The organism is Escherichia sp. E2661 (assembly GCF_004745185.1).
Lineage (GTDB): Bacteria > Pseudomonadota > Gammaproteobacteria > Enterobacterales > Enterobacteriaceae > Escherichia.
In genome coordinates this window covers 71,086-86,458 of the sequence record NZ_PDIG01000017.1, presented here as the reverse complement: position 1 = coordinate 86,458, position 15,373 = coordinate 71,086, and the positions used below count along the sequence as shown (strand labels likewise).

Here is a 15,373-nt window from a genome sequence, read left to right as displayed (position 1 = left end):
CATTAGTCTGGCCAATAGTTCCATTATTTCAATATGATAAGCCTCGTTCTGTTGAAAACCAGACTGCACATTTCAGAAAGTATATAAAAAACAATATGTCGTTATATAAATAAGCAAATTGCACTGCTTCATGGCATTTCATAATATGCGTTAATTGTTCTTTTTTATATTCTCTGAGGGAAATATGTTTCTGGATTATTTTGCACTGGGAGTGCTTATTTTTGTATTTCTGGTGATCTTCTATGGGATCATTATTTTACATGATATTCCCTACCTTATTGCCAAAAAACGTAATCATCCTCATGCCGACGCCATTCATGTTGCTGGTTGGGTGAGTCTTTTTACGCTGCACGTTATCTGGCCCTTTTTGTGGATTTGGGCCACGCTTTACCGCCCGGAGCGGGGATGGGGAATGCAAAGCCATGATTCATCCGTTATGCAACTGCAACAGCGCATTGCCGGGCTGGAGAAACAGCTCGCCGACATGAAAGCTCCTTCTACCGAGTAATATTTATGGATTTACTGATTATTTTGACCTATGTGGCTTTCGCATGGGCAATGTTTAAGATTTTTAAAATCCCCGTGAATAAATGGACCATCCCTACAGCGGCACTGGGCGGCATATTTATTGTCAGCGGCTTAATTCTATTAATGAACTATAACCATCCATACACCTTTAAAGCGCAAAAAGCGGTTATTTCCATTCCGGTTGTTCCGCAGGTGACGGGGGTAGTAATTGAAGTGACGGACAAGAAAAATACGCTGATTAAAAAAGGTGAGGTGCTGTTCCGACTGGACCCGACGCGTTATCAGGCACGGGTAGATCGGCTGATGGCGGATATCGTCACCGCAGAACATAAGCAGCGGGCATTGGGCGCAGAGTTAGATGAGATGGCGGCGAATACCCAGCAGGCAAAGGTCACGCGGGATAAATTCGCTAAAGAGTATCAGCGTTACGCACGCGGCAGCCAGGCGAAAGTAAACCCGTTTTCAGAACGGGATATCGATGTGGCGCGGCAAAATTATCTGGCGCAGGAAGCTCAGTGAAGTCTTCGGCGGCGGAACAAAAACAGATCCAGAGCCAACTGGATAGCCTGGTGTTGGGTGAACATTCACAAATCGCCAGCCTGAAAGCGCAGCTTGCGGAAGCAAAATATAACCTTGAGCAGACGGTAGTGCGTGCGCCGAGCGACGGTTACGTGACTCAGGTACTGATTCGTCCAGGAACGTATGCCGCGTCTCTGCCGCTGCGTCCGGTAATGGTGTTTATACCCGATCAGAAACGACAAATTGTGGCGCAGTTCCGTCAGAACTCCTTGCTGCGACTGGCTCCCGGCGATGATGCGGAAGTGGTGTTTAATGCCCTGCCAGGTAAGGTATTCAGCGGTAAACTGGCAGCCATCAGTCCAGCTGTTCCCGGCGGGGCTTATCAGTCGACCGGCACCTTACAGTCGTTAAACACAGCGCCGGGTTCAGATGGCGTTATCGCGACTATTGAGCTGGATGAGCATACTGATTTGAGCGCTTTACCAGACGGTATTTACGCCCAGGTGGCGGTCTACTCTGATCATTTCAGCCATGTTTCGGTTATGCGCAAAGTGCTGTTACGCATGACCAGTTGGGTGCATTACCTTTATCTCGACCATTAATCTTTGTTTTCCGCCGCTTGTTCAGGCCGCAGTTGCTGCGACTGAGCAAGCTGGTGGCGAATTTCACGCAGCATTTCATCCAGCACATACTGGACCCGCCAGGGCTGGTATTCCCGTTTACGGAAGATAGCCACCAGATCCAGCCACCATTCATACGGTTGCTGAAAGCAGGGGATCAGCGTGCCGTCTTGCAGGTCGCTCTGCACACTTTTGTCTGGCGCAAACACAATCCCCAGGTGATTTCGCGCCAGCTCCAGCGCCGACTGAGTATTGTCACAGACGTAATTTCCCTTAACACGATAATCACGTACTTCTTTACTTCCGGCGACGTTGAAGCGCCAGATATTCGCGTCATCGATCATCATCGAGTCGATCAAAATACAGGAGTGATGTTCAAGTTCGTCTGGTCGGCTAATGGGGTGTTTTCCAAGATAAGTTTGGCTGGCATAGGCGGTTACTGCATATTGCGTAATAAAACTGGCAACCAGCGATTCATCTTTTGGTGGCGCGTAGCTGATTAAAACATCACAATCATCGGGAAATTCGACACCTTCATAAAAGGCGTTGCGCTCAAGATTGCAGGTTTTTAGCGATAAGGTGATTTCACCGATATCTTTAATTTTGTCGATAACGTGTTTGGATAAATAGGTAATAATGCCAGTTGGTGCGTAGATGGTAACCCGACCACGTTTCTCATGCTTATAATCTGCAATAAAATTATTAAGCTGCTCGTTTCTGTCGAGCATATCATTAATGTACGGTAATAGTGCGGCGCCAAAAGGCGTCAGCATTAGTTGCCGTGTGGTTCTGTCAAAGACTTTTAAACCCACTTTTGATTCAAAATCAGCAAGATATTTACTGACATTGGCCTGCGCGATGCCAAGCACGGTAGCTGCATGGCTGATATTTTCACTGGCAGCGATTACCGAGATAATTTTTAACTCCCGGTACTTGAGTTGTAATTTTGTCATCGCAACAGTCCAATTTATATATGATTTTATATATTACTATATAAATATGAATCTTGCACCGGAGAAATTGTAAGCATTACTATGCCGACTCTTTTTTATCTTAATTTAAAATGGAATGTCGGACATGTTAATTAACCGCAATATTGTGGCGTTATTTTTTATGCCTTTTATGGCAAGTGCAACTGCTGCAGAATTATCCGTTGGTGCTGGTGCAGTTTATAATGAATCGCCTTATCGCGGTTATAATGAAAATACCAAAGCAATTCCGCTGATCAGTTATGAGGGCGATTCTTTTTATGTCCGCCAGACGACGTTAGGTTTTATTCTGTCGCAAAGTGAAAAAAATGAACTTAGCCTGACCGCATCCTGGATGCCGCTGGAATTTGATCCTGCCGATAATGACGACCATGCTATGCAACAACTCGATAAGCGTGACAGTACGGCAATGGCGGGAGTTGCCTGGTATCACCATGAGCGTTGGGGGACCGTGAAAGCTTCTGCGGCGGCTGATGTTCTGGATAACAGTAACGGTTGGGTAGGTGAGTTATCGTTATTCCACAAAATGCAGATAGGTCGCCTGTCGCTGACACCTGCTCTTGGCGTTCTCTATTATGACGAGAATTTCAGTGACTATTACTATGGCATTTCAGAGAGCGAGTCTCGTCGCAGCGGTCTGGCGAGTTATACCGCGCAAGATGCCTGGGTGCCTTATGTCAGCCTGACGGCAAAGTACCCCATCGGAGAACACGTCGTATTAATGGCGAGTGCCGGATACAGTGAGCTGCCAGAAGAGATTACTAACAGCCCAATGATTGACCGTAATGAAAGTTTTACTTTTGTCACCGGCGTGAGCTGGCGTTTTTAATTGACTGGGTAGAAAAACTGACCGGAATCATCCCGGGCATTCCCCTATGAAAAGTACGGCATTGATAATCATTTTCAATATCATTTAATTAACTATAATGAACCAACTGCTTACGCGGCATTAACAATCGGCCGCCCGACAATACTGGAGATGAATATGAGCTATACCCTGCCATCCCTGCCGTATGCTTACGATGCCCTGGAACCGCACTTCGATAAGCAGACCATGGAAATCCACCACACCAAACACCATCAGGCCTACGTCAACAACGCCAACGCGGCGCTGGAAAGCCTGCCAGAATTCGCCAACCTGCCGGTTGAAGAGCTGATCACCAAACTGGATCAGCTGCCAGCAGACAAAAAAACCGTTCTGCGCAACAACGCTGGCGGTCACGCTAACCACAGTCTGTTCTGGAAAGGTCTGAAAAAAGGCACCACCCTGCAGGGCGATCTGAAAGCGGCTATCGAACGTGATTTCGGTTCCGTTGATAACTTCAAAGCAGAATTTGAAAAAGCGGCAGCTTCCCGCTTTGGTTCCGGCTGGGCATGGCTGGTGCTGAAAGGCGATAAACTGGCGGTGGTTTCTACTGCTAACCAGGACTCCCCGCTGATGGGCGAAGCCATTTCTGGCGCTTCCGGCTTCCCGATTGTGGGCCTGGATGTGTGGGAACACGCTTACTACCTGAAATTCCAGAACCGTCGTCCGGACTACATCAAAGAGTTCTGGAACGTGGTGAACTGGGATGAAGCTGCGGCACGTTTCGCGGCGAAAAAATAATCGCATCTTGTCTGCTGTAATGAGGCGTTGACGCCTCGTGTCAGCATAAAAAACAAACCATCGTGCATAACGGTGGTTTTTTTGTGATCAATTTCAAAAGAAAAACAATGATCCTATAAAATTAAAACGATGTTTCAATTGGTGTGGTGTTGATCACTTTTATTGCCATGATGAATGTCTATCTTCGTTTCCATCAACACTGATGCTCCGTTAAGGAACGTCGCATCAGCCTATAAAAATATGCCAACAGGTGATGGAAATGCAGATAAAACGCACGATAGAGAAAATCCCGGGGGGGGATGATGCTCATCCCGCTGTTCCTTGGTGCACTGTGTCATACCTTCTCGCCGGGGGCGGGGAAATATTTTGGATCATTCACTAACGGGATGATTACCGGCACGGTGCCTATCCTGGCGGTGTGGTTTTTCTGCATGGGGGCGTCTATCAAATTAAGCGCGACGGGAACAGTGTTGCGTAAATCCGGTACGCTGGTGGTAACCAAAATTGCCGTTGCGTGGGTGGTTGCAGCCATTGCTTCGCGCATTATTCCTGAGCACGGTGTCGAAGTCGGATTTTTTGCCGGGCTTTCAACGCTGGCGCTGGTGGCGGCAATGGACATGACCAACGGCGGTCTGTATGCCTCTATCATGCAGCAGTACGGCACCAAAGAAGAGGCCGGGGCATTTGTGTTGATGTCGCTGGAATCTGGTCCGCTAATGACGATGATTATTCTGGGAACCGCCGGGATTGCTTCGTTTGAACCGCATGTTTTCGTTGGCGCAGTGTTGCCGTTCCTGGTGGGCTTCGCGCTGGGGAACCTTGATCCTGAATTGCGCGAGTTTTTCAGCAAAGCAGTGCAGACGCTGATTCCGTTCTTTGCCTTCGCGCTGGGCAATACCATTGATTTAACCGTGATTGCCCAGACAGGTTTGTTGGGGATCCTGTTGGGTGTGGCGGTGATTATCGTGACCGGTATTCCGTTGATTATTGCCGATAAATTGATTGGCGGTGGCGATGGCACTGCCGGAATTGCCGCCTCCAGTTCTGCCGGGGCCGCGGTGGCAACGCCGGTACTGATTGCGGAAATGATCCCGGCCTTTAAACCGATGGCGCCTGCGGCAACTTCGTTGGTGGCGACGGCGGTAATTGTGACTTCGATTCTGGTGCCAATTCTTACCTCTGTCTGGTCACGTAAAGCCAAAGCCAGAGCGGCGAAGATCGAAATTCTGGGTACGGTGAAATAATCTCTCTTTTTCCATATCATCGCCGGATGAATTGACGTTCATCCGGCGTTTTACCTTAAATAACAAATACCTCATCAATCGTCCGACATTCGCTTTCTGTTAACTCCCCACCGGCATTGCGCGACACTCCTGTGCAGTAACCAAACTTACGTGATACCACCGTCTTGATGGTAGTGACAAAATCTTCACCGATGGCGTAGATGGACATATAAGTACCAATCTGTTGCTGAATATCTTGTAAAGCTGCCAGGTCGCCGCGTTTGAAGGCTTCGCGGGCTTCGACAAACAGCTCTGGCATAACGTTATTTAAGCCAGAGATTATCCCCGCGCCGCCAGCCAGCAAATTAGGAATGTAATACTCGTCATAGCCCGAAAGCACCGCAAAATCAGGACGCACAGCCTGAGTTGCCTGAATCATGCTGCGGGTGTGTGACTGACAATCGACGGTATCTTTAATTCCGGCAAACTCAGGAAACTCACTCGCCAGTGTGGCGACCAGGTCTGGGGTTAAATCACAACCGGTCCGCGCCGGGAAGTTATATGCGAACCATTTGCCCTGTAATTCGCGACCCAGATGGCGGAAATAGCTTAATAATTGCTTCGCCGTCTGGCCGTAGTAATAAGGCGGGAGGATCATCACTGCATCATAGCCCGTGCGATACGCTTCTTGCGCCATAATCAGTACATCATGCGTGCATGTGGACGAGACGTTGGCCACCATTTTTAGCGTGCTCATGGCTCGTGCTTCACGAATAAGCATGAGCCTCTCTTCCAGTGTGAAGGAAGCAAACTCACCAATGCTTCCCATTAGCAATATCACATCGATGTTAGCGTCAGTGAGTCGCTGCAGATGCTGCTTCAGTCCGTTAAGGTCTACATTCCCGTCTTTATCCATCGGCGTGATGGAAGGACACCAGACGCCAGAAAACTGTAATTTATCAGCCACGCGGTAAACTCCTCATAATGAAATGGTGTTTCAAAAACATCTCATTGATAACATGTCTACAGTTTTGTCATGTGAACCGTGCTCTCATTTTGCGCGCCTGACATAAAATAAATATGGTCTAATGGGGAAATTTCTCGGTGGAGAGGGAACAGATGCGATATCCGGTTGATGTATACACAGGCAAAATTCGGGATTATCCGGAAAGCCGTCCAAGTGCAATTGCGAAAATGCAGGTCGATGGTGAGTTGATGCTGACAGAACTGGGGCTGGAAGGCGACGAACAGGCAGAGAAAAAGATTCACGGCGGGCCAGACAGGGCGCTGTGTCATTATCCTCGCGAGCATTATCTCTACTGGGCGCGGGAATTTCCGGAACAGGCAGAGTTGTTTGTTGCACCTGCGTTTGGTGAAAACCTCTCAACCGACGGTCTGACGGAAAGCAATGTTTATATTGGCGATATTTTCCGCTGGGGAGAGGCGTTGATTCAGGTCACCCAGCCGCGCTCTCCGTGCTACAAACTCAATTACCACTTTGATATCAGTGATATAGCGCAGTTGATGCAAAACACGGGTAAAGTGGGCTGGCTGTATAGCGTGATTGCGCCGGGGAAAGTGTCTGCGGATGCGCCGCTGGAGTTGGTTTCCCGTGTCAGCGATGTGACCGTGCAGGAGGCTGCCGCTATCGCATGGCATATGCCGTTTGATGATGAGCAGTATCACCGTTTGCTTTCCGCAGCCGGGCTATCGAAAAGCTGGACGCGGACGATGCAGAAACGCCGACTTAGCGGCAAGATTGAAGATAATTCACGGCGGTTGTGGGGGAAATAACCCCCCGGAGAGTAGGCCTGATAAGACGTGACTAGCGTCGCATCAGGCATCATGCTCAAATGCTGGATGCGGTGTAAACGCCTTATCCTGCCTACAAATGCGGAGTTTAACTCCGCTTATACAGCGGCAGCCAAATCACCAGACGTAAACCGCCCAGCGGGCTGTCTTCCGCTTTCACCCAACCACGGTGCTGCTGAATGGCGGTTTCGACAATCGCCAGCCCCAAACCTGTACCGCCAGATTCACGATCGCGCGCTTCATCTGTACGATAGAACGGGCGGAAAATCTGTTCGCGATCTTCCGGGCTAACGCCAGGACCATCGTCGTCCACCGTAATGGTGATACCGTCTTTATCTACCGCAAAGCCCACTTCAATCTTCGTATGGGAATAACGCAGAGCATTACGAACAATGTTTTCCAGCGCACTTTCCAGGGCGTTCGGGTTGCCGTACAGCGGCCACGGCCCTGGCGGGAAGTTAACCGTAAACGACTTGCCCATCTGTTCCGCTTCGAATGCCGCGTTATCCAGCACTTCGTTCCACAACTGGTTGGCTTTGATTGTCTCGCTCACCAGCGCGTTTTTCTGCTGATTACGTGACATTACCAACAGGTCGTTGATCATGCTGTCCAGACGCTGGGCTTCGGTTTCAATACGCTCCAGTTCCTTGCTTTCACCACTACGACGGCGCAGTAACGCCGTACCCAGTTGCAGACGCGTCAGCGGGGTGCGCAGCTCGTGAGAGATATCAGAAAGCAGACGCTGCTGAGAGGTCATCATGCGCTCCAGCGCGGTCACCATCTGGTTAAAACTGGCACCTGCGGCAAGAAATTCTTGTGGCCCCGCTTCCAGTTCCGGGTGTTGGCGTAAGTTCCCCTGGGCAACTTCATCGGCAGCGTTTTTCAGCTTACGTGCCGGTTTTGCCAGACTCCAGGCCAACCACAACAGCAGTGGTGTACTGACCAACATAGTGACAATCAGCAGCAATAGCGGGCGGTCAAACAGTAAGTTTATGAAATCGGATTGAGAACTGCTGGCCGGACGAATCAGATAAAGCTGGTAATTATCTTCGCCATCACGCACGGAGAACGGACCCACCAGTTCCACGCGACCATACTTTTTCTTCTGCGGATGATCGGCGTTATCGGCCTGACCAATAAAGTTGCGAATGATCTGCATTTCGCTGCGTTCAGCGCCGATCACGCGGCCTTCAGTGGTCACCAGTAATAAACGCTGGCCTGGTGGCGCCCACTTATCAATGGCCCGGAACAGGCGACGCCACCACATTAAATCGTTGGGTGGATCGTTCGCCAGTTCCGCTTCGACATGCTGCTCAATCATCAGCCCCTGACGCTGTTCGCTATCCAGAAGCTCGGTCATCTGGCGAGAGTCGAGCTTGGGTAACATCAAAACCAGCATCAACACCAGCGCCAGCGTCAGCCAGAAGATGGCGAAGATGCGCGCGGTTAAGCTGCCTATCATGAAGCGGAAACCATCAGATAGCCGCGACCACGCAATGTTTTAAACCACGGATGGCCGTCTTTACGATCCGGCAGCTTACGACGCAGGTTGGAAATATGCATATCGATAGCACGGTCGAAAGGCGTCAGGCGTTTGCCCAGTACTTCCTGGCTTAAATGCTCGCGAGAAACCACCTGACCCAGATGCTGCGCCAGTAGGTAGAGCAGGGTAAATTCAGTACCGGTTAGCTCCAGTGTTTGCCCGTCGAAGCTGGCTTCCTGACGGCCTGGATTCAGCACTAAGGCGTCAACTTCCAGCGTCGGCGAACCATTATCGCTGTTCTGCTGTTGCTCGCTCCAGTGCGAACGGCGCAGGATCGCGCGAATACGCGCAACCAGTTCACGATCGTTAAACGGTTTCGGGAGATAGTCATCCGCACCCAGCTCAAGGCCGAGGACGCGATCAAGTTCACTGCCGCGAGCCGTCAACATAATGACTGGCGTCTGGTGTGTCTGGCGAAGTGCTTTTAATGTGTCGATACCATTTTTCTTCGGCATCATCACATCAAGCAAAAGTAAATCAATGCTGTCGTCCAGAAGAGCAAGCGCTTGTTCCCCGTCGTGGGCAACAATCACGTTGAAGCCTTCCATCTCGAGCAGCTCCTTTAACAGGGATGTCAGCTCTCGGTCATCATCAACTAACAGGATTTTATTCATTGTTTAAATACCTCCGAGGCAGAAATTACGTCATCAGACGTCGCTAATCCATGACTTTACGTTGTTTTACACCCCCTGACGCATGTTTGCAGCCTGAATCGTAAACTCTCTATCGTTGAATCGCGACAGAAAGATTTGGGAGCAAATGATGCGCATAGTTACCGCTGCCGTCATGGCCTCAACGCTGGCAGTCAGTTCATTAAGCCACGCTGCTGAAGTCGGTTCAGGCGATAACTGGCATCCGGGAGAAGAACTTACGCAGCGCAGTACGCAGAGCCATATGTTCGACGGCATAAGTTTAACCGAACATCAGCGTCAGCAGATGCGAGATCTTATGCAACAGGCCCGGCACGAACAGCCACCTGTTAATGTTAGCGAACTGGAGACAATGCATCGCCTTGTCACCGCAGAAAATTTTGATGAAAACGCTGTGCGCGCACAGGCAGAAAAAATGGCGAACGAGCAAATAGCTCGTCAGGTTGAGATGGCAAAAGTCCGCAACCAAATGTATCGCCTGTTAACGCCGGAGCAGCAAGCGGTTTTAAACAAGAAACATCAACAACGAATGGAACAGTTGCGCGACGTGACGCAATGGCAAAAAAGTTCATCGTTGAAGCTATTGAGTAGTAGCAACTCACGTTCCCAGTAGTAAACCCTGTTTTCCTTGCCATAGACACCATCCCTGTCTTCCCCCACATGATGTGGGGGTTTTTTTTTATCCGCAATTTGCCTGTTACTTGATGCATTGCAGATGATTTGCATCCGTTATACTACCGTCAGTTGATAGCGGGAGTATTTATGAATCAATCTTATGGGCAGCTGGTTAGTCGGGCGGCGATTGCTGCAACGGCGATGGCTTCGCTGTTATTACTGATTAAAATTTTTGCATGGTGGTATACCGGATCAGTGAGTATTCTCGCTGCGCTGGTGGATTCGCTGGTGGATATCGGTGCGTCATTAACTAACTTATTGGTCGTGCGTTACTCACTACAACCTGCCGACGATAATCACTCCTTTGGTCACGGCAAAGCTGAGTCGCTCGCCGCGCTGGCGCAAAGTATGTTTATCTCCGGCTCCGCGCTGTTCCTGTTTTTGACCGGTATCCAGCATTTGGTTTCTCCGACACCGATGAAAGACCCGGGTGTTGGGGTTATCGTGACTATTGTGGCGCTAATTTGTACGATTATTCTTGTCTCGTTTCAGCGTTGGGTCGTTCGCCGGACGCAAAGCCAGGCAGTGCGGGCAGATATGCTACATTATCAGTCTGATGTTATGATGAACGGCGCGATTTTGCTGGCGCTGGGATTGTCCTGGTACGGCTGGCATCGTGCTGATGCCCTGTTTGCTTTGGGAATCGGCATCTATATTTTATATAGCGCGTTACGCATGGGGTATGAGGCGGTCCAGTCATTATTGGATCGCGCGCTGCCCGATGGCGAACGACAGGAAATTATTGATATCGTGACTTCCTGGCCGGGAGTTAGCGGCGCTCACGATCTTCGCACGCGGCAGTCAGGGCCGACCCGCTTTATTCAGATTCATTTGGAAATGGAAGACTCTCTGCCTTTGGTTCAGGCACATATGGTGGCGGATCAGGTAGAGCAGGCTATTTTACGGCGTTTTCCAGGTTCAGATGTGATTATCCATCAAGATCCTTGTTCCGTCGTACCCAGGGAGAGTAAACGGTCTACGCTTTCATAATCCGTACAAAAGAGAGCCAGACCCGCATTTTGTGTATAAAATACCGCCATTTGGCCTGACCTGAATCAATTCAGCAGGAAGTGATTGTTATACTATTTGTACATTCGTTGGATCACTTCGATGTGCAAGAAGACTTCCGGCAACAGATTTCATTTTGCATTCCAAAGTTCAGAGGTAGTCATGATTAAGAAAATCGGTGTGTTGACAAGCGGCGGTGATGCGCCAGGCATGAACGCCGCAATTCGCGGGGTTGTTCGTTCTGCGCTGACAGAAGGTCTGGAAGTAATGGGTATTTATGACGGCTATCTGGGTCTGTATGAAGACCGTATGGTACAGCTAGACCGTTACAGCGTGTCTGACATGATCAACCGTGGTGGTACATTCCTCGGTTCTGCGCGCTTCCCGGAATTCCGCGACGAGAACATCCGCGCCGTGGCTATCGAGAACCTGAAAAAACGTGGTATCGACGCGCTGGTGGTTATCGGCGGTGACGGTTCCTACATGGGGGCAATGCGTCTGACCGAAATGGGCTTCCCGTGCATCGGCCTGCCGGGCACCATCGACAACGACATCAAAGGTACTGACTACACCATTGGTTTCTTCACGGCATTGAGCACCGTTGTTGAAGCTATCGACCGTCTGCGTGACACCTCTTCTTCTCACCAACGTATTTCCGTGGTGGAAGTGATGGGCCGCTACTGTGGCGATCTGACTCTGGCTGCGGCTATTGCTGGTGGCTGTGAATTCGTTGTGGTTCCGGAAGTTGAATTCAGCCGTGACGATCTGGTAAACGAAATCAAAGCCGGTATCGCGAAAGGTAAAAAACACGCGATTGTGGCGATCACTGAACATATGTGTGACGTCGACGAGCTGGCACACTTCATCGAAAAAGAAACTGGCCGTGAAACCCGCGCAACTGTGCTGGGCCACATCCAGCGCGGTGGTTCTCCGGTGCCTTACGATCGTATTCTGGCTTCCCGTATGGGCGCTTACGCTATCGATCTGCTGCTGGCAGGTTACGGCGGTCGTTGCGTAGGTATCCAGAACGAACAGCTGGTTCACCACGACATCATCGATGCTATCGAAAACATGAAGCGTCCGTTCAAAGGTGACTGGCTGGACTGCGCGAAAAAACTGTATTAATGATTTCGGAAAAAGGCAGATTTCTTTAGCCTGAAACCGATGACAGAGGCAAAAATGCCTGATGCGCTTCGCTTATCAGGCCTACATGAATTCTGCAATCTATTGAGTTTGCAAGCTTTTGTAGGTCGGATAAGCTGCATCCGGCATGAACAAAGCGCACTTTGTCAACAATATGAGGCGGATTTCTTCCGCCTTTTTAACTCCCCCATATATACCCGCAAGTTATAGCCAATCTTTTTTTATTCTTTAATGTTTGAATCCCTTTCTGGCACGCTTTGTTCATCACAACACAACATAAGAGAGCCGGGCGATGAACAAGTGGGGCGTAGGGTTAACTTTATTACTGGCAGCGACCAGCGTTATGGCAAAGGATATTCAGCTTCTTAACGTTTCGTATGATCCAACACGCGAACTGTACGAGCAGTACAACAAAGCCTTCAGCGCCCACTGGAAACAGCAAACCGGCGATAACGTGGTGATTCGCCAGTCGCACGGCGGTTCGGGTAAACAGGCGACGTCGGTAATCAATGGCATAGAAGCTGATGTCGTCACGCTGGCGCTAGCCTATGACGTGGATGCCATTGCTGAACGTGGTCGTATCGATAAAGAGTGGATCAAGCGTCTGCCGGATAACTCCGCACCTTATACTTCTACCATTGTCTTCCTGGTGCGTAAGGGGAATCCGAAGCAGATTCACGACTGGAACGATTTGATTAAGCCAGGTGTTTCGGTGATCACCCCGAACCCGAAAAGTTCTGGTGGTGCACGCTGGAACTACCTGGCAGCCTGGGGATACGCCCTGCATCACAACAACAACGATCAGGCAAAAGCGCAGGAATTCGTGCAGTCGTTGTATAAAAACGTCGAAGTACTGGATTCCGGCGCGCGCGGTTCAACGAATACCTTTGTTGAGCGCGGCATTGGCGACGTGCTGATTGCCTGGGAAAACGAAGCTCTGCTGGCGGCGAATGAACTGGGGAAAGATAAATTCGAAATCGTCACGCCGAGCGAGTCTATTCTCGCAGAGCCTACGGTGTCAGTTGTCGATAAAGTGGTAGAGAAAAAAGGCACTAAAGAGGTGGCGGAAGCTTACCTGAACTATCTCTACTCGCCAGAAGGCCAGGAGATTGCGGCTAAAAACTACTATCGTCCGCGCGATCCTCAGGTAGCGAAAAAATATGAAAATGCCTTTCCGAAGCTGAAGTTATTCACCATTGATGAAGAGTTCGGTGGCTGGACGAAAGCGCAAAAAGAGCATTTCTCTAACGGCGGTACGTTTGACCAAATCAGCAAACGTTAATTTGTTGAAGGCAATCAGACCCGGTGGCATCTCGCGACCGGGTTTTTTATTTGTCACGATTTTGCGTTACCCTTGCATCTCTTTGAGGTACAGGGAAAAAAAGATGAAAAAAGCAGGTCTTCTTTTTTTAGCGATGATGGTTATCGCTGTTGCTGCCGCAGGCATTGGTTACTGGAAATTGACCGGTGAAGAGTCGGACACGTTGCGCCAGATTGCCCTTGAGCAATGTTTACCCAACCAGCAGCAAAACCAAAACCCTTCGCCATGTGCGGAAGTCAAACCCAATGCCGGATATGTGGTTTTAAAAGACCTTAACGGTCCTCTGCAATATTTGTTGATGCCAACGTATCGTATTAACGGCACTGAAAGTCCATTGTTAACCGATCCTTCAACGCCTAATTTCTTCTGGTTAGCCTGGCAGGCGCGTGATTTTATGAGCAAAAAATACGGCCAGCCAGTCCCCGATCGCGCGGTATCTCTGGCGATTAACTCCCGTACTGGGCGCACGCAAAACCATTTTCATATCCATATCTCTTGTATTCGTCCTGATGTGCGCGAACAACTGGATAATAATCTGGCGAATATCAGCACCCGTTGGTTACCGCTGCCCGGTGGGCTGCGTGGGCATGAATACCTGGCACGTAGGGTAACTGAAAGCGAGCTGGTAAAACGGAGTCCGTTTATGATGCTGGCAGAAGAAGTACCAGAGGCACGGGAACATATGGGCAGTTACGCGCTGGCAATGGTGCGACAGAGTGATAACTCGTTTGTATTGCTGGCGACGCAGCGCAATCTGCTGACGCTGAATCGTGCTTCAGCCGAGGAACTTCAGGATCATCAGTGTGAGATTTTGCGTTAAAGCGAGGAGTTGTTAAGGAAAGCTAAGTGCCGGATGCGATATCCGGCACCAGTCAGACTTAAGCCTGTTTAGCCGCTTCAGCAGCTTTAACGATCACTGCAAAGGCGTCAGCTTTCAGAGAAGCACCGCCAACCAGCGCGCCGTCGATGTCCGGCTGAGCGAACAGTTCTGCGGCGTTAGACGCGTTTACAGAACCGCCGTACTGGATGATCACTTGTTCAGCGATGTTAGCGTCAACTTTAGCGATGTGGTCACGGATAAATTTGTGAACAGCCTGTGCCTGCGCCGGAGTTGCAGATTTGCCAGTACCGATTGCCCATACTGGTTCGTAAGCGATTACCGCACCTTCGAATGCCGCAGCACCCTGAGTTTTCAGTACCGCGTCGATCTGACGTGCGCAAACTTCTTCAGTTTTGCCCGCTTCGTTTTCAGCTTCGGTTTCACCGATGCACAGAACCGGAGTCAGACCCTGCTCTTTCAGCACCGCGAATTTTTTCGCGATCAGTTCGTCAGACTCTTTGTGGTAAGTACGACGTTCAGAGTGACCGATGATGATGTACTGTGCGCCGATGTCTTTCAGCATAGCAGCAGAGGTTTCACCAGTGAATGCGCCGGACAGGTTCAGGTCCACGTTCTGCGCACCCAGCATGATGTGGCTGCCTTCAGCTTCACGCTTCGCCATATCGATGTACATTTCTGGTGGCGCGATTGCAACGCCACAGCCATCAACGCCTGCCAGCTCTTTACGCAGGTTAGAAACCAGCTCGTGAACCATGTGGCGGCTGCCGTTCAGTTTCCAGTTACCCATCACTAAAGGATGTCGCATTTTAATTCTCCACGCTTATAAGCGAATAAAGGAAGATGGCCGCCCCGCGGGGCAGCAGGTCTGTGAAACAGTATAGAGATTCATCACTGG

14 protein-coding genes and 2 pseudogenes are annotated in these 15,373 nt (G+C 50.0%); 11 read left to right on the top strand and 5 right to left on the bottom strand.

Annotation, left to right across the window (positions count from 1 at the left end; translation table 11 throughout):
- Window positions 1–184 precede the first annotated feature (184 nt).
- On the top strand, window positions 185–508 hold the full coding sequence (locus tag CRI63_RS08765) for a DUF3302 domain-containing protein (protein WP_130258353.1): 324 nt from the start codon (window positions 185–187) through the stop codon (window positions 506–508).
- A 5-nt stretch (window positions 509–513) separates the two neighbouring features.
- Window positions 514–1,649, top strand: a pseudogene (locus CRI63_RS23910) (HlyD family secretion protein).
- On the opposite strand, the gene CRI63_RS08750 reads toward CRI63_RS23910, so the two are convergent.
- Window positions 1,646–2,620: a LysR family transcriptional regulator gene (locus CRI63_RS08750; RefSeq protein WP_135519251.1), complete on the bottom strand. Its 975-nt coding sequence runs from the start codon at window positions 2,618–2,620 to the stop codon at window positions 1,646–1,648. The pseudogene CRI63_RS23910 and the gene CRI63_RS08750 sit on opposite strands and share 4 nt — an antisense overlap.
- A 124-nt stretch (window positions 2,621–2,744) precedes the next feature.
- On the opposite strand from CRI63_RS08750, the gene CRI63_RS08745 reads away from it, so the two are divergent.
- The 3 genes and pseudogenes from CRI63_RS08745 (at window position 2,745) to kdgT (ending at window position 5,506) form a co-directional block, all read left to right on the top strand.
- A complete protein-coding gene (locus CRI63_RS08745; protein ID WP_130206640.1) occupies window positions 2,745–3,485 on the top strand; it encodes a MipA/OmpV family protein in 741 nt (246 codons plus the stop codon).
- A gap of 156 nt (window positions 3,486–3,641) precedes the next feature.
- The gene (gene sodA, locus CRI63_RS08740) at window positions 3,642–4,262 is read left to right on the top strand and encodes a superoxide dismutase [Mn] (RefSeq protein WP_135403683.1); all 621 of its coding nucleotides are present in this window, start codon (window positions 3,642–3,644) and stop codon (window positions 4,260–4,262) included.
- 259 nt (window positions 4,263–4,521) lie between these two features.
- Window positions 4,522–5,506 (top strand): annotated as a pseudogene (gene kdgT, locus CRI63_RS08735) (2-keto-3-deoxygluconate transporter).
- Window positions 5,507–5,561: 55 nt separating this feature from the next.
- Here kdgT and CRI63_RS08730 read toward each other — a convergent pair.
- Window positions 5,562–6,452 carry a dihydrodipicolinate synthase family protein gene (locus CRI63_RS08730; protein ID WP_135519248.1) on the bottom strand — a complete coding sequence of 297 codons (891 nt, stop codon included), beginning with the start codon at window positions 6,450–6,452 and terminating at the stop codon, window positions 5,562–5,564.
- A gap of 152 nt (window positions 6,453–6,604) precedes the next feature.
- Here CRI63_RS08730 and yiiM point away from each other — a divergent pair, with 152 nt between their 5' ends.
- The gene (gene yiiM, locus CRI63_RS08725; protein WP_135519245.1) at window positions 6,605–7,279 is read left to right on the top strand and encodes a 6-hydroxyaminopurine reductase; all 675 of its coding nucleotides are present in this window, start codon (window positions 6,605–6,607) and stop codon (window positions 7,277–7,279) included.
- A 106-nt stretch (window positions 7,280–7,385) separates the two neighbouring features.
- Here the strand turns inward: yiiM and cpxA are convergent, their stop codons facing one another.
- Window positions 7,386–8,759, bottom strand: a complete 1,374-nt coding sequence (gene cpxA / locus CRI63_RS08720; protein ID WP_000580414.1) for an envelope stress sensor histidine kinase CpxA — start codon at window positions 8,757–8,759, stop codon at window positions 7,386–7,388.
- A complete protein-coding gene (gene cpxR, locus CRI63_RS08715; protein WP_130206632.1) occupies window positions 8,756–9,454 on the bottom strand; it encodes an envelope stress response regulator transcription factor CpxR in 699 nt (232 codons plus the stop codon). Before cpxR ends, cpxA begins: the two co-directional genes overlap by 4 nt.
- A 148-nt stretch (window positions 9,455–9,602) precedes the next feature.
- On the opposite strand from cpxR, the gene cpxP reads away from it, so the two are divergent.
- From cpxP to cdh, 5 genes are all read left to right on the top strand, one after another.
- A complete protein-coding gene (gene cpxP / locus CRI63_RS08710; RefSeq protein ID WP_130206850.1) occupies window positions 9,603–10,103 on the top strand; it encodes a cell-envelope stress modulator CpxP in 501 nt (166 codons plus the stop codon).
- Window positions 10,104–10,252: 149 nt separating this feature from the next.
- Window positions 10,253–11,155 (top strand): CDF family cation-efflux transporter FieF, encoded by a 903-nt coding sequence (gene fieF / locus CRI63_RS08705; protein ID WP_064530279.1) that lies wholly within the window; start codon window positions 10,253–10,255, stop codon window positions 11,153–11,155.
- Window positions 11,156–11,335: 180 nt separating this feature from the next.
- Window positions 11,336–12,298, top strand: a complete 963-nt coding sequence (gene pfkA, locus CRI63_RS08700) for a 6-phosphofructokinase (RefSeq protein ID WP_032185626.1) — start codon at window positions 11,336–11,338, stop codon at window positions 12,296–12,298.
- A 310-nt stretch (window positions 12,299–12,608) separates the two neighbouring features.
- Complete coding sequence (gene sbp, locus CRI63_RS08695; RefSeq protein ID WP_130215254.1) at window positions 12,609–13,598, top strand: sulfate/thiosulfate ABC transporter substrate-binding protein Sbp; 990 nt, start codon at window positions 12,609–12,611, stop codon at window positions 13,596–13,598.
- Between the two features lie 103 nt (window positions 13,599–13,701).
- Window positions 13,702–14,457 carry a CDP-diacylglycerol diphosphatase gene (gene cdh / locus CRI63_RS08690; protein WP_130215256.1) on the top strand — a complete coding sequence of 252 codons (756 nt, stop codon included), beginning with the start codon at window positions 13,702–13,704 and terminating at the stop codon, window positions 14,455–14,457.
- Window positions 14,458–14,515: 58 nt separating this feature from the next.
- Here cdh and tpiA read toward each other — a convergent pair whose 3' ends face one another.
- Window positions 14,516–15,283: a triose-phosphate isomerase gene (gene tpiA, locus CRI63_RS08685; protein WP_130206626.1), complete on the bottom strand. Its 768-nt coding sequence runs from the start codon at window positions 15,281–15,283 to the stop codon at window positions 14,516–14,518.
- Window positions 15,284–15,373 lie beyond the last annotated feature (90 nt).